This is a genomic window from Polaromonas jejuensis NBRC 106434, assembly GCF_001598235.1.
GTDB classification, from domain to species: domain Bacteria; phylum Pseudomonadota; class Gammaproteobacteria; order Burkholderiales; family Burkholderiaceae_C; genus Polaromonas; species Polaromonas jejuensis.
The window spans coordinates 258,460-277,370 of sequence record NZ_BCYO01000003.1 but is presented as its reverse complement, the minus strand read 5'-3'; the positions used below and the strand labels follow the sequence as shown (position 1 = coordinate 277,370).

Here is an 18,911-nt window from a genome sequence, read left to right as displayed (position 1 = left end):
ACACCTGCAAGCAATTTAGCAAAAGGAAAGTCCATGATGAGCCGAAGAACTACCCTGCTGCGCCTCGGTGCGCTGTCCGGCATTCTGGCCGGCATGCGTGGCCTGCTGGGCAGCAGCCCGGCGCACGCGGCGCGGGCCTACGAAGTGACGCACACCGATGCCGAATGGCAAAAGCTTCTCACACCCGAACAATACCGTGTCTTGCGCAAGGCCGGAACCGAGCGCCCCTACAGCAGCCCGCTCGACAAGGAAAAGCGCGCCGGCGTTTTCAGCTGCGCGGGCTGCGCCCTGCCGCTCTTTTCGTCGAAGACCAAGTTCGACAGCGGCACCGGCTGGCCCAGCTTCTGGCAGCCGATGGACAAAGCGGTGGTCGAAGACACCGACACGAGCTTGTTCATGAAGCGGACCGAGGTGCTGTGCCGCCGCTGCGGCGGGCACCTGGGCCATGTGTTCGACGATGGGCCCCAACCTACCGGCCTGCGCTATTGCATGAACGGCGTAGCCATGAACTTCACGGTGGCATGACGACGATAAGCAAACCTCTGCGGAGCGCTGCCTGAGCCCGCGCTCACCGTATATCGCGCGGTTTGACCTGCCAAAAATCGCCAACCTGAAAAGCATGATGCCCGAGGTGTACCGAGAAAAACCGGTGCTGGTGTCTTCGCAACCCCGCAGCTCAAGTCCGTGATGGTTACCTTGCGATCCTTCCCGTCGAAGGCTGTCAGCCCGGTGCAAACGCCAGGAAGCGCAGCAGCGCCGGACTGGCCGCCCCGGCGGCCCAGACCAGGCTGGTCTCACAGCCCGGCACCGCCTGCCCCTTGCCCGCCTTGAGCTCCCGGTACACCACGCCCGGCCGCTGGAACTGCCGCACGCTTTCGGGCACCCAGGCCACGCCGAGGCCCGCCGACACCAGGTTCACGATGGTTTGCATCTGGATGGCTTCCTGTGCCACGCGCGGCAAGTGGCCGGAGGCGTGGTACATCGCAAAAATCGCGTCGTACAACGACGGCAGGATGCGCCGCGGGAAAATCACCAGGGGCTGGTCCAGCAAGTCCTTCAGCGTGAGCGTGGTTTTGCCGGCCAACCCGCTTTGCTCGGGCACGGCCACCACCAGCGGGTCCCGTGCGATGCGCTGGCAGACGAGGCCCGGCGGCGCAAAGCCGGGTGAATGCAGCATGAAGCCGGCATCGATTTCAGCGCGCTCAAGGGCCTGCAGCTGCACATCGCCGGTGGCTTCAATCAGCTCCAGTTGCACCTTGGGATACTGCTCGCGGAAGGCCAGCACCCAGCGCGGCAGCAAATCAAATCCGACCGTGGAGACAAAGGCCAGCCGCAGACGCCCGGCCTCGCCGTCGGCACTGGCACGCGCATACGCGGGCAAGGCCTGGGCGCGGGCCAGCAGGTCGCGTGCCTCGGGCACCAGCGCCGCGCCTGCCGCGGTGAGTTGCACGCTGCGCTTGGTGCGATCAAAAAGCCTCAGGCCCAGCGCGCGCTCCAGCTGCGCAATGGCCTGGGTCAGGGGCGGCTGGGTCATGCTCAGGCGCTGGGCAGCGCGGCCGAAATGGAGCTCCTCCGCAACGGCCAGGAACTGGCGCCACAGGCGGAACTCGATCAACGGCGGTTTGCGGGCGTCGGTGTCGGCATTCTTCATATGCATTACATATTAATACAGCATGAATAATGGATTGGAAAGAATCAGTTAAAACACGCATACTTGCCTTTCCGATAAAAAACCCACACCCCCAGGCGTGGCAACCCACCGACAGGCCAACCTCAAGAGACACCCCATGGAAATCAAACCTATCCAGATCAACCGCCGCAGCGCCAACATCACCGAAGGCAAATCGCGCGCGCCCAACCGTTCCATGTACTACGCCATGGGCTACGAGGAAAGCGACTTCAAGAAGCCCATGATTGGCGTGGCCAACGGGCACAGCACCATCACGCCGTGCAACAGCGGCCTGCAAAAGCTGGCGGATGCGGCCATTGCCGCCATTGAAGAAGCCGGCGGCAATGCGCAGGTGTTTGGCACGCCGACCATTTCCGACGGCATGGCCATGGGCACCGAAGGCATGAAGTACTCGCTGGTCAGCCGCGAAGTCATTTCCGACTGCATCGAGACCAGCGTGCAGGGCCAGTGGATGGACGGCGTGCTGGTGATCGGCGGCTGCGACAAGAACATGCCGGGCGGCCTGATGGGCATGCTGCGCGCCAATGTGCCGGCCATCTATGTTTACGGCGGCACGATTTTGCCGGGCCACTACAAGGGCAAGGACCTGAACATCGTCAGCGTGTTCGAGGCCGTGGGCGAAAACGCCGCCGGCCGCATGAGCGACGAGGACCTCAAGGAAATTGAACGCCGCGCCATTCCCGGCACCGGCAGCTGCGGCGGCATGTACACGGCCAACACCATGTCCAGCGCCTTCGAGGCCCTGGGCATTTCGCTGCCCTACTCCAGCACCATGGCCAATCCGCACGACGAGAAAATGAACTCGGCCAAGGAGTCTGCCAGGGTGCTGATCGAGGCGGTCAAAAAAGACATCAAGCCACGCGACATCGTCACCAAGAAATCGATTGAAAACGCCGTGGCCGTGATCATGGCCACCGGCGGTTCCACCAACGCCGTGCTGCACTTCCTGGCCATTGCACATGCCGCGGGCGTGGAGTGGTCGATTGACGACTTCGAGCGCGTGCGCCAGAAGACGCCCGTGCTGTGCGACCTGAAGCCTTCGGGCCAGTACCTGGCCGTGGACCTGCACCGCGCCGGCGGCATCCCGCAAGTCATGAAGACCCTGCTGGCCGCCGGCTTGCTGCATGGCGACTGCCTGACGATTTCCGGACAGACCATTGCGGAAGTCCTCAAGGATGTGCCCGATGCACCGCGTGCCGACCAGGACGTGATTCGCCCCATCGGCAACCCGATGTACGCGCACGGCCACCTGGCCATCCTCAAGGGCAACCTGTCTCCCGAAGGCTGCGTGGCCAAGATCACCGGCCTGAAGAATCCGGTCATGACCGGCCCGGCCCGCGTGTTTGACGACGAGCAGTCGGCGCTCGCCGCCATCCTGGCCGGAAAGATCAAGGCCGGCGACGTGATGGTCTTGCGTTACCTCGGCCCCAAAGGCGGGCCGGGCATGCCGGAAATGCTGGCGCCTACCGGTGCGCTGATTGGCGCCGGCCTGGGCGAAAGCGTGGGCCTGATCACCGATGGGCGTTTCTCCGGCGGCACCTGGGGCATGGTGGTCGGCCACGTCGCGCCGGAAGCCGCGGCCGGCGGCAACATTGCCTTTATCCATGAAGGCGACTCCATCACGATTGACGCCCATCAACTGCTGCTGCAGCTGAATATCAGCGACGCCGAGTTGGCGCAACGCAAGGTTGGCTGGAAGGCCCCGGCACCGCGCTACACCCGCGGCGTACAGGCCAAGTTCGCCTTCAACGCCTCAAGCGCCAGCAAAGGCGCCGTGCTGGACGACTTTTGATGCCCGCTGATTCGTAAAACAAAAAAGCCCGTGAGTCACAGACTTTACGGGCTTTTTACTTCAGGGCCGAATGGCAACCAGGCGGCTCAAGCAAGGCGGTTTACTTGCGGCGTTTGCTCAGCATGCCCATGGCATCACGCTGTTTGTCGATGCGCTCCTGCTTGCGCCTGGCCATCTTGTCGATTTCCCTCTGCTTGGTATAACCCGACGCATCCGCCCAGGCCCACCACACCACGGCAAGGGCAAAGGGTGACAGCACCACCCACCAGCTCCAGGCGGCAACGGGGCCAATCTCCAGGTACTTCAGTGCCAGGCCAACCAATCCGATCAACAAAAAATACATAGCCAACTCCAGAAAATTCCGGGCAGAACAAAGCGCCCGGCCTTGGGTTTCCCCTCCGGTGCGAGGTCAACCGGCACCACTACAATGACGTTAATTGACTGTAACCGAATCCCTATCTTCCCCACGAGGACAATCCATGAAACGTATTCTTTTGGCAATCGCTTCCGTGGCGGCCGGTGTGGCCGTGTCCACCCCTGCCCTGGCTGACCTGCAGCTGGCCACGGCAAAAAACTGCATGGCTTGCCACGCTGTCGACAAAAAACTCGTCGGCCCGTCTTTCAAGGATGTCGCTGCCAAATACGCAGGGCAGAAAGACGCTGCCGACAAACTCGCAGCCAAAGTGATGAAGGGCGGCTCGGGCGTCTGGGGACCTGTTCCCATGCCTGCCAATACCCAGGTCAACCCGGACGAGGCCAAGAAGCTGGTGGCCTGGGTCCTGACCCAGAAGTAATTCCTTCATCGGGTGACCGGCCATTTCCGGCGCCACAACCCGTGCACAAAAAAGCCCGTCGATGACGGGCTTTTTTTTTCATGGCTGAGCGCAGCCCTGTCGAGGCCTCACAGATTTCTGTGACAGCTGTTCCAGGGTGGCTGGGTTTTAGCTACGGCATAACAAGCCCTATGGGCAATTGCTAGCCTACGCTGAAACCCCGCTCAAAGGTTTTCAGCCAATTGGTCAAGAATGGCGGGGTTTTCCAGGGTCGACGTATCCTGCGTCAGGGTCTCCCCCTTGGCAATGCCCCGCAGCAGACGACGCATGATTTTTCCGCTGCGCGTCTTGGGCAGGTTGTCCCCAAAACGGATGTCCTTGGGCTTGGCGATGGGACCAATCTCTTTGCCCACCCAGTCGCGCAGTTCCTTGGCAATCGCCTTGGCCTCATCACCAGTAGGCCGTGAGCGCTTGAGCACCACAAAGGCCACAATCGCCTCGCCGGTCAAATCATCGGGGCGGCCCACTACTGCCGCCTCCGCCACCAGCGTGGAATGCGACACCAGTGCCGATTCAATCTCCATGGTGCCCATGCGGTGGCCAGACACATTCAGCACATCATCAATGCGGCCGGTGATACGGAAATAGCCGTTGTCAGCATTGCGCACCGCGCCATCGCCAGCCAGGTAAATCGCGCCCCCCATCTCCTCAGGAAAATAGCTTTTCTTGAAGCGTTCGGGGTCGTTCCAGATGGTGCGGATCATGGCCGGCCAGGGTCGCTTCACGACCAGCATGCCGCCCGAACCATTGGGCAGGTCTTTGCCGGTCTCATCGACGATGGCGGCCATGATGCCGGGCAGTGGCAAGGTGCAGCTGCCGGGCACCAGCGGCGTGGCGCCGGGCAAGGGCGAGATCATGTGGCCGCCGGTTTCGGTCTGCCAGAAGGTGTCGACGATCGGGCAGCGCTCGCCGCCGACGTTTTTGTAGTACCACATCCAGGCTTCAGGGTTGATCGGTTCGCCCACGGTGCCCAGAATGCGCAGGCTGCTCAAATCCGAACGGGATGGGTGTATTTTTTCATCGCCCTCAGCGGCCTTGATCAGCGAGCGAATCGCCGTCGGTGCGGTGTAGAAAATCGTGACCTTGTGGCGCTCGATCATCTGCCAGAAGCGGCCCGCATTCGGGAAGGTCGGTATGCCTTCAAAGATGATTTGCGTGGCGCCTGCCGCCAGCGGCCCATAGGCCACATAAGTGTGGCCGGTGACCCAGCCAATGTCTGCGGTGCACCAAAACACATCGGCGGGCTGGATGTCAAAAGTCCAGTCCATGGTGAGCCTGGCCCACAGCAGATAACCGCCGGTGCTGTGCTGCACGCCCTTGGGCTTGCCGGTGGAGCCCGAGGTGTAAAGAATAAAGAGCGGATGCTCGGCGCCCACGAACTCAGGTTCGCAAACCGGCGCGGCCTTGGCTGTGAGCTCGTGCATCAGATGGTCGCGCCCGGCCAGCATGCCGCAGGCCGTCGCCGTGCGCTGGTAGACGACCACATTCTTGACGGACTCGCAACCGCCCATGGCAATGCCTTCGTCCACAATGGCTTTCAACGGCAACTCCTTGCCGCCGCGCAGCTGGTAGTTGGCCGTGATGACCGCCACCGCGCCGGCATCCTGAATGCGCTCCTGCAGGCTTTTGGCCGAAAAGCCGCCGAACACCACCGAGTGCGTGGCACCGATGCGCGCGCAGGCCTGCATGGCGACGACGCCTTCGACGGTCATAGGCATGTAGATGATGACCCGGTCGCCCTTCTTGATGCCCAGGCCCTTGAGCGCGCTGGCAAACTGGCTGACTTTCGCGTGCAGCTCCTTGTAGGTCACGTTGGTGACCTTGCCGTCATCGCTCTCAAAAATAATGGCTTTCTTGTTCTCCGTGGGAGTGCCCAGATGGCGGTCCAGGCAGTTGTAGGAGGCGTTCAGCTCGCCATCGGCAAACCATTGGTAGAACGGGGCGTTCGACTCATCCAGCACCTGATTGAAAGGCTTTTTCCAGCTCAGGTTGTCACGCGCCAGCTTGGCCCAGAAGCCTTCAAAATCCTTGTCGGCCTCAGCGCACAGGGCGTTATAGGCCGCCATGCCGGAAATGCGGGCCGCCTTCACAATCGCTGGGCTGGGGGGGAAAACCCGGTTTTCAACCAGCACGGATTCGATGGCAGTTTGGGGGGCGCTCATGGTGTTTGTCTCCTGTGTATCGTGGAATGCGTGGTACTTTCGTGCCTCGCACTTACAAGCCACTGACTGGCTTGAATCTTACAATTTTCAAAAACCGATGGACGATTTTCCGCGCCCCTGCAATTCCGCGACCTCACAGCCTCCCCCCATCATGTCCGAAATCACGCCGCCGTCCGGGACTGCCCCACTTCCTTGTTGAGCTGGTCCACCTCATGGCCGCGGCCAAGCTCTTTTCGATCATGAAACTGCCGGTCGCCGACATCAATGCCCAGAATCTGCGCATGCGTGACGGCCGGAACAAGCCGCAGGACGTGGAGCGCCATGCCGATGCCTGGATCAAGGCCCATCAGAAGGTCTTTGACGACTGGATCGCGCAGGCCATCGCCGCCGCAAAAATCAAGTAAAAAGAGAGTCCAACCCTCAAGCAACAAGCACAGCCAGCTATCGTTTTGATAGCTGGCTGCTGTTTTTTTTCAGCGTCCGACCATGTGCTCGGGCACCACCCACTGGTCAAACTGCTCGGCCGTCACATGGCCCGAAGCAATCGCCGCCTCGCGCAGGCTCGTGCCTTCCTTGTGCGCCTTCTTGGCGATGGAGGCCGCCTTGTCATAGCCAATGTGGGTGTTGAGCGCCGTCACCAACATCAGCGAACGGCCCACCAGTTCGGCAATGCGTTCGCGGTTGGGCTCAATGCCGACGGCGCAGTGGTCGTTAAAGCTGACCATGCCATCGGCCAGCAGGCGCACGCTTTGCAGGAAGTTGTAGGCCGCCATGGGCCTGAAGACATTGAGCTCAAAGTTGCCGGATGCGCCGCCAAAATTGATGGCGACATCGTTGCCAAACACCTGCGCGGCCAGCATGGTGACGGCTTCGCTTTGCGTCGGGTTCACCTTGCCCGGCATGATGGAGGAGCCCGGCTCGTTCTCCGGAATGCTCAGCTCGCCAATGCCGCTGCGCGGCCCACTGGCCAGCCAGCGCACATCGTTGGCGATTTTCATCAGGCTGGCCGCCAGCGTCTTGAGCGCGCCGTGGGCATGCACGAGGGCATCCATGGACGCCATGGCCTCGAACTTGTTGGGCGCCGTGACAAAGGGCAGGCCCGTCAGGCTCGCCAGTTCGGCCGCCACCTGCTCGGCATAGCCCTCGGGTGCATTCAGGCCGGTGCCCACGGCCGTGCCGCCCAGCGCCAGCTCGCACAGGTGGGGCAAGGCGTCCCGCACATGCCTTTCACCGTGGGCCAGCTGCGCCGCATAGCCGGAAAATTCCTGGCCCAGCGTCAGCGGCGTGGCGTCCTGCAAATGGGTTCGCCCTATCTTGACGATGTCATCGAAGTCAACCGCCTTTTGTGCCAGCGTGGTGCGCAGTTTTGCAATGGCCGGGAGCAGCCTGTGCCTGATGGCCTCCACGGCGGACACATGCATGGCCGTGGGGAACACGTCATTGGACGACTGGCTGCGGTTGACATCGTCATTCGGGTGCACCAGCCGGCCCTCGCCGCGCTCACCGCCCAGCAACTCGCTGGCACGGTTGGCCAGCACTTCATTGACATTCATATTGGTCTGCGTGCCCGAGCCGGTCTGCCAGACCACGAGCGGGAACTCGTCCGGGTGCTTGCCCGCGATCACCTCATCAGCCGCGGCAACAATGGCCCTGGTTTTTTTCTCATCCTGCAGGCCCAGCGCCTGGTTGACCAGCGCAGAAGAGCGCTTGATCTCCGCCAGGGCCCGGATCAGTTCGCGCGGCTGCTGCTCGCCCGAGATGTCGAAGTTCTGGAGCGAGCGCTGGGTCTGCGCGCCCCACAGCCTGTCGGCCGGCACCGCTATGGGGCCAAAGGTGTCGTGCTCTGTGCGGGTGTCTGCGGGTGTGCTCATGATGTGGGCCTGACCTGTCAAAATAGAGGGTTGAAGTTTGCAGCATAGCCATTTAGGAAGCTCTACATAACCCCACGCGGTCCGTGATAGCCCGGATTCGGGCGGTCTGCGGCGTTGCATTTCTTGCCAATAGCCAGGCTATTGGCTGCGAAACGCGCCTTGCATCCCATCCCGAACCGAGCTACACGAACTCGCGCAGGGTTATGCAGAGCTTCCTTAATAAAAGCAATTCTCATTTAATGGGTATTGCGCCACCTCACGACCATTTGCAAAAAGCCATGACCACGACCATCAAACAAGCCGACCTCATCGAATCCGTTGCCGCCGCCCTGCAATACATCAGTTATTACCACCCCACCGACTACATCGCCCACCTGGCGCGCGCCTACGAGCGCGAGCAAAGCCCGGCCGCCAAGGATGCGATTGCGCAAATCCTGACCAACAGCAAGATGAGCGCCACCGGCCAGCGGCCGATCTGCCAGGACACCGGTATCGTCAACGTGTTTCTGAAAGTCGGCATGGACGTGCGCTGGGAAGGCTTTACCGGCAGCATCGACGACGCCATCAACGAAGGCGTGCGCCAGGGCTACAACCACCCTGACAACACCCTGCGCGCCTCGGTCGTGGCCGACCCGCAGTTCGACCGCAAAAATACCAAGGACAACACGCCGGCCGTGATCTTCACCGAGCTGGTGCCCGGCAATAGCGTGGAGGTGACGGTGGCGGCCAAGGGCGGCGGCAGCGAAAACAAGAGCAAGATGGTGATGCTCAACCCCGGCGATTCGGTGGTGGACTGGGTGCTCAAGACCGTGCCCACCATGGGCGCCGGCTGGTGCCCGCCCGGCATGCTGGGCATAGGCATTGGCGGCACCGCCGAAAAAGCCGTGCTGATGGCCAAGGAAAGCCTGATGGACGACCTGGACATGTACGAGCTGCAGGCCAAGTCTTCCTCCGGTGCCAAACTCAGCAAAACCGAAGAGCTGCGCCTGGAGCTGTTTGACAAGGTCAACGCACTGGGCATAGGCGCGCAGGGCCTGGGCGGCCTGACCACCGTGCTGGACATCAAGATCAAGATGTACCCGACGCACGCGGCCAGCAAGCCCGTGGCCATGATCCCCAACTGCGCGGCTACCCGCCATGCGCATTTCGTGCTCGACGGCAGCGGCCCGGTCTACCTCGACCCGCCTTCGCTGGACCTCTGGCCCAACGTGAACTGGGCACCCGACTACAACAAGAGCAAAAAGGTCAACCTCAACACCCTCACCAAGGAAGAAGTCGCCAGCTGGAAGCCCGGCGATACGCTGCTGCTGAACGGCAAGATGCTGACCGGCCGCGACGCCGCGCACAAGCGCATTGCCGACATGCTGCTCAAGGGCGAGAAGCTGCCGGTGGATTTCACCAACCGCGTGATCTATTACGTCGGCCCGGTGGACCCGGTCAAGGGCGAAGCCGTCGGTCCCGCCGGCCCGACGACGGCCACCCGCATGGACGGCTTCACCGAAATGATGCTGGCGCAAACCGGCCTGATCTCGATGGTCGGCAAGGCCGAGCGCGGCCCGGTGGCCATTGAGGCCATCAAGAAACACCAGAGCGCCTACCTGATGGCCGTGGGCGGTGCGGCCTACCTCGTGTCCAAGGCCATCAAACACGCCGAAGTGGTGGGCTTTGCCGACCTGGGCATGGAAGCGATTTACGAATTCGACGTGGTGGACATGCCGGTCACCGTGGCGGTAGATGCGGGCGGCACCAGCGCGCACATCACAGGCCCGGCCGAGTGGCAGAAAAAGATTGCCACGGGCGAGTTCAAGCAGATCCCGGTCACCAGCGCTTGAGTACGGGCAGCCAGGCCATAGGGGTTTTCGACAGCGGCATAGGCGGCCTGAGCATTCTCAAGGCGCTACGCACCGAGCTGCCGCACGAGAACTTCATTTATGTTGCTGACAGCGGTCATGCCCCGTATGGAGAGCGCGAAGACTGTTTTGTTGTTGCCCGTTCCCGTGCCATTGCCCGCCATCTGCTGACGCAACAGCACCTCAAGGTCAAGGCGCTCGTCATTGCCTGCAACACCGCCACGGCGGCAGCCATTCATTTGCTGCGTGAAGAGCACCCGGACCTTACTATCATCGGCGTTGAACCGGCACTCAAACCCGCTGTGGCCCATAGCCAAACCCGGCGCATTGGTGTCATGGCTACCCGCGGGACACTTGCCAGTGCCAAATTCAAAGCCCTGCTCGGCTCCCTGGTCGGGCAGGCGGAGTTCATTTTGCAGCCCTGCGATGGTCTGGCCGAGGCCATTGAACGCAGTGTGGAAAGCGGTGACGCTACAAAAACAGAAGCGCTTTGCGCCCAGTACACCACGGCCATGGGCATATTTGGTTCGGAAAAAGGCGAAATCGACAGTCTGGTGTTGGGGTGCACACACTACCCCTTTGCCAGTGCACAACTGCGTGACTTGCTGGGCCCGCAAGTCCAGTTTCTGGACACGGGCGCACCCGTTGCGCGCCAGACGCGCTTGCGCCTGGCGGCAGCCGCTGGGGAGCCCGATACACGGCAGGCAGCCATTTATCCGCCCGCCGCTTTAGCGAGTCATCCGGCAGGCCACATCAGGCTGTTCACCACCGGCCAGCCCGCCGCCCTTCAAGCCGCCTCACAACACTGGCTACAGATTGACGCCACCGTTGAAGCGCTAGCGTTTTAATAGCTGCTTGTACAGACTCCGATTGGGCTGGTGGCCTGAACAAGCCCAAAGCCTGGCGCCAAGCGCAATTGGCGCGGGCGCTTCACACCTTCGTCTCAGGCAACACCGCAGGCGCCCCCGGATCAGCCGCGCTGCGAATCAGGCCCAGGTTGGACTTGAGCATGTCAAACACCTTGCGTGTGACCGGGTTGATGACGTTTTTGCGAATGAACAGGTGGTAAGCCACGTCGGGCAGCCGGGGCAGACCGTCGGTTTCGCTCAGCACACGCAGGTCGGCGCCCGCCATCTCGATACCCCGCGCGGTCACGCCCAGGCCCGCCCGCAACGCAGCCTTGATACCGATCAGGCTGGACGCGGTGTAGCTGGGTGACCAGCGTATGCCCGCGCCATCCAGCGCCTCGCGCGCCAGCCGGTGGTACACGCTGGGCCCCTCCACCAGGATCAGCGGCACGGGCTTGGCGCGGTCATGCACATAGCTGGCCGAACACAGCCACACCGTGGGCGAGGTGCGCAACACCACCCCTTCCAGCGCCGGGTCATGGCGGTTGGAAATGGTCATGTCAATCTCGCCGCGCTTGAGCGACTCCATCAGGAAAGGGCTGCGCCCGACATGAATGTCGAGCTGCAGCAAGGGTGAGGCGCGCGCCACCTGCGCCAGCAGCGTCGGCAGCATGGTGTCGGCCACATCGTGCGGTGCAGCGATGCGCAGCACCCCTTCCAGGTTGCCCTGCTGCAGGCTGCGCAGCGCGTCGTCGTTGATCGCCAGCAGGTGGCGCGCGTAGTCAAGCAGCTTTTGCCCATGCGGCGTCAGCCGTTTGTGGCGACCCTGTTTTTCAAACAGCGGGTGGCCTATCTGGTCTTCCAGGCGTTGCATTTGCTGCGTCACCGCCGACTGGGTTTTACCCAGATGAATGGCGGCAGCGGCAAAGCTGTCGTGCGCTTCAATGGCGACCAGGGCTCTTAATAATTCCAGGTCCAGCGTTTTCATGTATTAAGAATGCTAATGTTTTTATCTCTATTTCTGCGTTGTTTCAAAAATATGACATGGCTATATTAGCCCTCACGAACCGAATTTTCACTCAGGAAAAGGCCCATGAGCATCGCAGCACAACGCACCCAAGTGGTGAATGAATCCATTCAAAGCATTAAAAACATTGTCGGAAACACCGAGGCAACACGCGAGTCGCTCGCCGGCGTCCTGGCGGCGCTCAACCAGCTGGCCAGCCGCAGCGAACTGTGGAGCGCCAACGAATTCGCCGCCCCTGAAAGCCCCGAACTGCAGGCGCGCTACCTGATCGCGGAAGACCCCGACCAGCGCTTTGCGCTGTACCTGAACGTCATGCGCCCCGGCAAGCGCATCGTGCCGCACAACCACACCACCTGGGCCTGCATCAGCGCGGTCGAGGGCACGGAACTCAACCGCGTGTACGAGCGCGAAGACGATGGCTCGGTGGCAGGCAAGGCACAGCTCAGGGAAACCAGCCAGGTGGTGGTGGAGCCTGGCACGGGCATCGCGCTGATGCCGGACGACATCCACTCGGTCGAGATCCCGGTCGGCCAGGTGATTCGCCACCTGCACATGTACGGCCGCGCCCTCGAAACGCTGAACACCCGCACCGGCTACGACCTGGAAAAAGGCACCTGCGAAACCATGGGGATTGGCGTTCAGACCCGCCGCTAATACGCCACTTTGCCCCCGTTCGCCCCTCCTTTTACCGACCCTCACCCCCTCCCGACCCATGACTCGTTCTGTAGAAGCCGCCACACTGAAAACCTGGCTGCACGATGGCCAGGAGATTGCCCTGTTTGATGTGCGAGAGCACGGGCAATACGGCCAGTCCCATCTGTTTTACGCCATCCCCCTGCCCTACAGCCGGCTGGAGCTGGACGTGCTGCGCCTGGCGCCGCGCCACAGCGTGCGGCTGGTGGTGTATGACGACGATGGCCAGAGCGCAGCCCCTGCCGCCGCGCGCCGGCTGGCCGCGCTGGGCTACACCAACGTGCATGTGCTGCAAGGCGGCACCGGCGGCTGGCAGGCCGCCGGCTTTGCGCTGTTTGCGGGGGTCAACGTGCCCTCCAAGACCTTCGGCGAGCTGGCCGAGCAGGTTTACCACACGCCGCGCGTCAGCGCGACCGAATTGGCAAGCCTGCTGGCCGACAAAAAAGACGTCGTGGTGCTGGACGGCAGGCCGTTTTCGGAATTCCAGAAGATGAACATTCCGACGGCCATCAGTTGCCCGAATGGCGAGCTGGGCTTGCGCATCCGCGACCTGGTGCCCAGCGAGGAAACGCATATCGTGGTCAATTGCGCGGGCCGCACACGCAGCATCATAGGCGCGCAGACACTGATCAACCTGGGCCTGCGCAACCCCGTCTCGGCCCTCGAAAACGGTACCCAGGGCTGGTATCTGGCCGACCTGCCACTGGAACACGGCGGAACGCGCCGCTACCCCGAACGGAAGGAGCCCCAAGCCCCCGCCACGCAAGCCGGCATGCGCGCTGCGGCCGAGGCACTGGCCACACGCTTCAAGGTGCCCATGGTGAGCGCCAAAACCGTGCGCGACTGGGCCGCTGATGCGCAGCGCACGCTCTTTTTGTGCGATGTGCGCAGCCCGGAAGAATATGCACGTGGCAGCCTGCCGGGCGCCCAGCACACGCCGGGCGGTCAGCTGATGCAAGCCAACGACCAGTATGTGGGCGTGCGCCACGCCCGGCTGGTGCTGTTCGACTCGGACGGCATTCGTGCCCGCACGGTGGCCAGCTGGCTGCGCCAGATGGGCCACGATGCCAGCGTGCTCGAAGAAGGCCTGGCCAGCGGGCTGGCCTTGCTCGCAATGCAAGCCGCCGCCCTGCCCGCCCTGCCGACGATCAGCGCCAAGGTACTGGCCGCCAGGCTGGCCAGCGGCACGGTGCTGGCCATTGACCTGCGGCCCAGCATGCAGTTTCGCCAAGCCCATATGGCAGGCACGCAATGGGCCATACGCCCGCGCCTGGCAGCGGCGCTGGCGGGCGCGACCCAGCCGCTGGTGCTGATCGCCGATGAAGCCGGCGTGGCAGCGTGCGCGGCCATAGACCTTCAGGAACTGGGCCTGTCGGTCAGCCTGCTGGAAGGCGGTATGGCCGCCTGGCGCGCCGCCGGTTTGCCGCTGCAGGACAAAGGCGATACGCCGGCCGACAGCGACTGCATCGACTACCTCTTCTTTGTGCATGACCGGCATGACGGAAACAAAGAGGCTGCCCGCCAGTACCTGGCCTGGGAGGTCAACCTGATCGGGCAGCTGGATGCGCTTGAGTTGAATGCATTTCGTCTGCCCGCCGCCGGCGCCGGCGCCGGCGCCCGCGCCGAGCACGCCACGGCGCAAGCCTAGTCCCTGCCCCCTCTTTCTTTCACTCTTTACCGTCTCACCGTTTGAGCGGCTTTAACGCCCCGCTTCCCGTCATCCGCCTTTTTCACCAGGAGTCCGACATGCTTTCCACGCTGAAATTCACTGCAGCCTCGCTTTTCTGGACCCTGTGCGCCGTGCACGGCGGCGCTCTAGCGCAGCCAATGCCCCAGGTCGCCGGTTTTCCCAGCCAGCCCATCAAGTTTGTGTCGCCGTTTCCGGCCGGTGGCGGCAATGACGCCACCACGCGTTTTGTGACCAGCCGCCTGTCTGACATTACCGGCCAGACGGCCGTCGTCGACAACCGGGGCGGCGCCGGCGGCAACATTGGCGCCAAGGCGGTGGCGGATGCCAAACCCGACGGCTACACCGTGCTGACGGGCCAGGTTTCGCTGATGGCAGTGAACCCCGCGCTGTATGCGTCGCCAGGCTTTGACCCGCTAAAAAATTTCATCCCGATCACGCAGGCCAATGCGGCACCGCTGGCGCTGGTGGTGGCCAGCAACTCGGCCCTTAAAACCTTTGCCGACCTGGCCGCACAAACCAAAGTCCCGGGCGGCCGCGTCACTTACGCCACGCCGGGCAACGGTACGCTGTCGCACCTGGTCGGTGTGGTGCTGGAAAAAGACAGTGCCCTGCCCATGACCCATGTGCCCTACAAGGGTGCGGCCCCGGCCATCACCGACTTGCTCGGCAACCAGGTCGATGTGCTCATCACCTCCACCGCTTCGGTATCCAGCTTCATCCAGAACGGCAAGATGCGCGCCCTGGCGGTCACCAGCCCCCGCCGTATTGGCGTGTTTGCGAAAGTCCCGACGCTCGAAGAGCTAGGCTTGCGCAACACCACCTTTGAGGACTGGTATGGCTTTTTCGCCCCCGCCGGCACACCGCCCGAGCGCGTGGCCTACCTGCACGACAGCATCGTGCGCTCACTCAAAACGCCGGAAGTCACGAAACTGATCACCGAAGGCGGCAGTGAAGTCGTTGCCAACAGCTCGGCAGCCTTTGCCGCGCAGCTCAAGGAAGACATCGCCCGCTGGTCGCGTGTGGTCAAGCTCTCGGGCGCCAAGGTTGACTGATTCGCCTTTTACCGGAATTGACCTGACATGAACGAAAAACCGCTGCCAGCTTCATCGCCGCTGACCCGGCTGGTCCACGCCGGCAAACAACCGGCCTTCGAGGGCGGCCAGCCGGTCAACCCGCCGGTGGTGCGTGCAAGCACCGTGCTGTTTGACAGCACGGCGCAGCAACACGCGATGCGCGCCCGGCGCAGTGAGGAGCGCCTGTTTACCTACGGCGCCCGTGGCAACCCGACCAATTTCGCGCTGGAAGACCTGGTCAGCGAACTGGAGGGCGCTTACCGCACGCGGCTCTTTCCCACCGGCCTGGCCGCCATCGCCATGACGCTGCTGTCTTACCTCAAGCCCGGCGACCATGTGCTGATGTCGGACAGCGTGTATGAGCCGGCGCGCAAGCTGGTCGACTCCTTTCTGGCCCCCTACAACATCCGCTGCACTTTTTTTGCCGCCGACGGCAGCGACGTCGAGGAAAAAATCGAAGCCGGCACCCGCATGATTTATGCCGAATGCCCTGGCTCGCTGGTCTACGAAATGTGCGACCTGCCGCAGCTGGCCCGCCTTGCACGGGCAAGGGGTCTGCTGCTGGTGGCCGACAACACCTGGGGTTCCGGCTGCCAATACCGGCCGCTGGCACTGGGCGCCGATGTGTCCATCATGGCCGCCACCAAATACCTGTCCGGCCATTCCGACGTGATGATGGGCACTGTCGCCACCACGAAACAAGCCTGGCAGCCGCTGGCCGAACGCAGTGACGCCTTTGGCATGACGGTCAGCCCCGACGATGCCTACCTGGTGCTGCGCGGCGCGCGCAGCCTGGCCGCGCGCCTGGCCATGCACGAAGGTAACGCCCTGCAAGTGGCACAGTGGCTGCAAACGCGCAGCGAGGTGGCCACTGTGTTCTGCCCGGCCCTGCCCAGTCACCCGGGCCATGCGCTCTGGCAGCGTGACTGCACAGGCACCAACGGCCTGATCTCCTTCGAGTTGAACAAAGACTTCGACAAAGCTGCGGCGGAACGCCTGATTGACGGCCTGGCGCTGTTTGGCATTGGCGCCTCATGGGGCGGCTATGAAAGCTTGGTCACGCTGGCGAACATGCGCCGCGCCCGCAGCGTGGCCGACTGGTCGGGCCGCGGCCAGGTGATCCGGCTGCACATCGGCCTCGAAGACCCGGCTGACCTGATGCGCGATCTGCAGCAGGGATTTGCTGCGTTGGCCGCTTGAGCCTAGACCGCAGCCTCTCGTAATTTGCTATATTTTTAATAGCATCAAGTCTACATATCTATTGATGCCACACCCGCAGGGCCAGAATCGCATGGCCTGCTGCGTGAGCAGGCGCCGGCGGCCGGCAAGGGCGCCCCTGCTTCCGGGCCGTGCACGCCGTCGCGCAGATGGCCGCCATCGCCTCATCCCGCGAGCCGGGTGCTTTGGAGTTTGCTGGAAAACCGGCCTTCGCGTAGATGCCCACCACCTTGTCACGCAGGTTGGCGCTGCCGCCCCCGCGCACCAGTTCCTGCCGCCGGGCATCGGTGACCAGCGAGCCGCCCATCAAAACCAAAGGAGGTGAGCTGATAAGTCTTGTCACGTGAATGTCACGGCATTAGGTCAGACTTATAGGGATAACTTTACGCAGGTAAATATGAAGAAATTATGCGCAATTCTTGGTTTGATTTTTGCGAGCAATGTACATGCCGCCGCGATCTATCCTATTGACCGTGCGGCGATATTGGCCGGTAGCGTTTTCGACTTGAAGGTCGAGTTTGATACTGTGGTCAATGAAGCAGATCTAACGGTCACCATCAATGGCGTTCCGGCAAAAGATATGCTGAAAGCCACTCCCAAATTCATCGAGAAGGAAAATGGCGCAAACGCGTCTTCAATCAGCCTGGCCAACGTCGCCATCGACAAACCCGGTCAATACGTTGTCAAGGCCTCCGACGGAAAGTCGAGTATTGAAGTGACCTGGGAGGTCTATGGTACCGGCGCACGCAAGGCAAAGAATGTCATCCTGTTCATCGGCGACGGCATGACGATTGCCAATCGCACAGCGGCGCGTATCTTGTCAAAGGGAATCAAGGAAGGCAAGTATCTTGGCAAGTTGTCCTTTGACGACATGCCGAACATGGCGCTGATTGGAACCTCTGGCGTCGATTCAATCGTCACCGACTCAGCCAATTCGATGAGCGCCTATACCACTGGGCACAAATCCAGTGTCAACGCGCTGGGCGTGTATGCCAGCCGTGCCAAAGGCAACCTGGATCACCCCAAAGTTGAGACCATCGCCGAACTCGTTAAGCGCAAGACAAAAATGGCGGTCGGCATTGTGAGCGATGCCGAAATTGAGGATGCGACGCCTGCTGGTGTTGTTGCCCATACGCGCCGCCGTTCAGACAAGGACATCATCGCCGAGCAGCTGTTCCAGAGTCGTGCCGACGTCATCATGGGCGGTGGCTCCGCTTACTTTTTGCCACGCTCCACGCCCGGATCCAAGCGCAAGGACGACAAGGACATCGTGGATTTATTCCGGAAGACGGGTTTTTCCGTTGCCACAACTGATGCTGAAATGAAAGCCGCCGCAAAAAGCGGCACGTCCAAGTTGCTTGGCCTCTATCATTTGGAAAATATGGACGGCGCGTTGGATCGCCATGTGCTCAAAAAGGGCTCTGTAGACAAGTATCCTGACCAGCCCGATGTGGCTGATATGACCAAAGCGGCCATTGACGTCCTTTCACGCAACAAAGACGGATTTTTTCTGATGGTCGAGGCGGGCCTGATTGACAAATTCAATCATCCGCTCGATTGGGAGCGCAGTGTTTATGACACCATCATGCTGTCCAATGCGGTGCAGATAGCCAAGGATTTCGCTGCAAAAAATAAGGACACACTGATTCTGGTGACACCGGATCACACGCATGGACTTTCTCTTGTTGGCACCGTCGACGACACGAAGCCCAGCGCTGAAATGCGCAACAAGATCGGTGTTTACGAGCAAGCCGGGTACCCAAATTATCCGAAAGCCGATAAAAACGGCTACCCACCTTCGGTCGATGTCAGCAAGCGTTTGGCAATGACTTATGGTAATTATCCGGACTACTATGAAACCAATCGCCCAAAACTAGACGGCCCCTTTGTTCCATCGATCAAAAACAGCAAAGGCGATTACATTGCCAATCCGCAGTACAAGGATGAGCCTGGCGCGGTGCTTCGCATTGGCAACCTCCCGCAATCCGCTGATTCTGGCACCCATACAGCGGATGATGGTGTATTGAATGCATCCGGACCGGGTGCGGAACGCGTTCACGGCTTTATGGACAATACGGAAGTGTTCAGAACCATGGTTGATGCGCTCGGATTGGGGCGTAAATAGACCGACTGCGGTGAGTTGGTGCTGCCAGACTCAGCGCCG

16 protein-coding genes and 1 pseudogene are annotated in these 18,911 nt (G+C 61.8%); 11 read left to right on the top strand and 6 right to left on the bottom strand.

The genetic code is table 11. From position 1 onward, the window contains the following. Positions 1–33: 33 nt before the first annotated feature. Positions 34–525 carry a peptide-methionine (R)-S-oxide reductase MsrB gene (msrB, locus tag PJE01S_RS05810; RefSeq protein ID WP_068832205.1) on the top strand — a complete coding sequence of 164 codons (492 nt, stop codon included), beginning with the start codon at positions 34–36 and terminating at the stop codon, positions 523–525. Between the two features lie 196 nt (positions 526–721). On the opposite strand, the gene PJE01S_RS05805 is transcribed toward msrB, so the two are convergent. Then, entirely contained in the window at positions 722–1,651 is a 930-nt protein-coding gene (locus tag PJE01S_RS05805; RefSeq protein WP_068832204.1) for a LysR family transcriptional regulator, read from the bottom strand. A 136-nt stretch (positions 1,652–1,787) separates the two neighbouring features. Between PJE01S_RS05805 and ilvD the strand changes: the two genes are divergently transcribed. Continuing rightward, positions 1,788–3,482, top strand: coding sequence for a dihydroxy-acid dehydratase (ilvD, locus tag PJE01S_RS05800; RefSeq protein ID WP_068832203.1), 1,695 nt, complete (start codon positions 1,788–1,790; stop codon positions 3,480–3,482). A gap of 100 nt (positions 3,483–3,582) precedes the next feature. Here the strand turns inward: ilvD and PJE01S_RS05795 are convergent, their stop codons facing one another. Then, on the bottom strand, positions 3,583–3,825 hold the full coding sequence (locus tag PJE01S_RS05795) for a TIGR04438 family Trp-rich protein (protein WP_068832202.1): 243 nt from the start codon (positions 3,823–3,825) through the stop codon (positions 3,583–3,585). A gap of 136 nt (positions 3,826–3,961) precedes the next feature. On the opposite strand from PJE01S_RS05795, the gene PJE01S_RS05790 reads away from it, so the two are divergent. Beyond that, positions 3,962–4,276: a c-type cytochrome gene (locus PJE01S_RS05790; protein ID WP_068832201.1), complete on the top strand. Its 315-nt coding sequence runs from the start codon at positions 3,962–3,964 to the stop codon at positions 4,274–4,276. A 203-nt stretch (positions 4,277–4,479) separates the two neighbouring features. Here PJE01S_RS05790 and acs read toward each other — a convergent pair whose 3' ends face one another. Then, positions 4,480–6,477, bottom strand: a complete 1,998-nt coding sequence (gene acs / locus PJE01S_RS05785; protein ID WP_068832200.1) for an acetate--CoA ligase — start codon at positions 6,475–6,477, stop codon at positions 4,480–4,482. Positions 6,478–6,692: 215 nt separating this feature from the next. On the opposite strand from acs, the pseudogene proX reads away from it, so the two are divergent. Continuing rightward, a pseudogene (proX, locus tag PJE01S_RS05780) lies at positions 6,693–6,881 on the top strand (glycine betaine/L-proline ABC transporter substrate-binding protein ProX); the annotation flags it as partial. Positions 6,882–6,950: 69 nt separating this feature from the next. Here proX and fumC read toward each other — a convergent pair. Further along, on the bottom strand, positions 6,951–8,348 hold the full coding sequence (fumC, locus tag PJE01S_RS05775) for a class II fumarate hydratase (RefSeq protein WP_068832198.1): 1,398 nt from the start codon (positions 8,346–8,348) through the stop codon (positions 6,951–6,953). Between the two features lie 278 nt (positions 8,349–8,626). Here fumC and PJE01S_RS05770 point away from each other — a divergent pair, with 278 nt between their 5' ends. Both PJE01S_RS05770 and murI read left to right on the top strand, forming a co-directional pair. Beyond that, entirely contained in the window at positions 8,627–10,180 is a 1,554-nt protein-coding gene (locus PJE01S_RS05770) for a fumarate hydratase (protein WP_068832296.1), read from the top strand. Then, a complete protein-coding gene (gene murI, locus PJE01S_RS05765; protein ID WP_068832197.1) occupies positions 10,177–11,046 on the top strand; it encodes a glutamate racemase in 870 nt (289 codons plus the stop codon). Before PJE01S_RS05770 ends, murI begins: the two co-directional genes overlap by 4 nt. 82 nt (positions 11,047–11,128) lie before the next feature. Here the strand turns inward: murI and PJE01S_RS05760 are convergent, their stop codons facing one another. Then, entirely contained in the window at positions 11,129–12,034 is a 906-nt protein-coding gene (locus PJE01S_RS05760; RefSeq protein ID WP_068832196.1) for a LysR substrate-binding domain-containing protein, read from the bottom strand. A 105-nt stretch (positions 12,035–12,139) separates the two neighbouring features. On the opposite strand from PJE01S_RS05760, the gene PJE01S_RS05755 reads away from it, so the two are divergent. The 4 genes from PJE01S_RS05755 (at position 12,140) to metC (ending at position 16,729) form a co-directional block, all read left to right on the top strand. Further along, a complete protein-coding gene (locus PJE01S_RS05755; RefSeq protein ID WP_068832195.1) occupies positions 12,140–12,727 on the top strand; it encodes a cysteine dioxygenase family protein in 588 nt (195 codons plus the stop codon). A 58-nt stretch (positions 12,728–12,785) separates the two neighbouring features. After that, complete coding sequence (locus PJE01S_RS05750) at positions 12,786–14,414, top strand: rhodanese-like domain-containing protein (RefSeq protein ID WP_068832194.1); 1,629 nt, start codon at positions 12,786–12,788, stop codon at positions 14,412–14,414. Between the two features lie 98 nt (positions 14,415–14,512). Further along, complete coding sequence (locus PJE01S_RS05745) at positions 14,513–15,508, top strand: Bug family tripartite tricarboxylate transporter substrate binding protein (protein WP_068832193.1); 996 nt, start codon at positions 14,513–14,515, stop codon at positions 15,506–15,508. Positions 15,509–15,535: 27 nt separating this feature from the next. Further along, positions 15,536–16,729: a cystathionine beta-lyase gene (gene metC / locus PJE01S_RS05740; protein WP_068832192.1), complete on the top strand. Its 1,194-nt coding sequence runs from the start codon at positions 15,536–15,538 to the stop codon at positions 16,727–16,729. A 58-nt stretch (positions 16,730–16,787) separates the two neighbouring features. Here metC and PJE01S_RS05735 read toward each other — a convergent pair whose 3' ends face one another. Further along, complete coding sequence (locus tag PJE01S_RS05735) at positions 16,788–17,090, bottom strand: hypothetical protein (RefSeq protein ID WP_157090240.1); 303 nt, start codon at positions 17,088–17,090, stop codon at positions 16,788–16,790. A gap of 54 nt (positions 17,091–17,144) precedes the next feature. Between PJE01S_RS05735 and PJE01S_RS05730 the strand changes: the two genes are divergently transcribed. Further along, entirely contained in the window at positions 17,145–18,872 is a 1,728-nt protein-coding gene (locus PJE01S_RS05730) for an alkaline phosphatase (protein WP_068832190.1), read from the top strand. Positions 18,873–18,911: the final 39 nt, after the last annotated feature.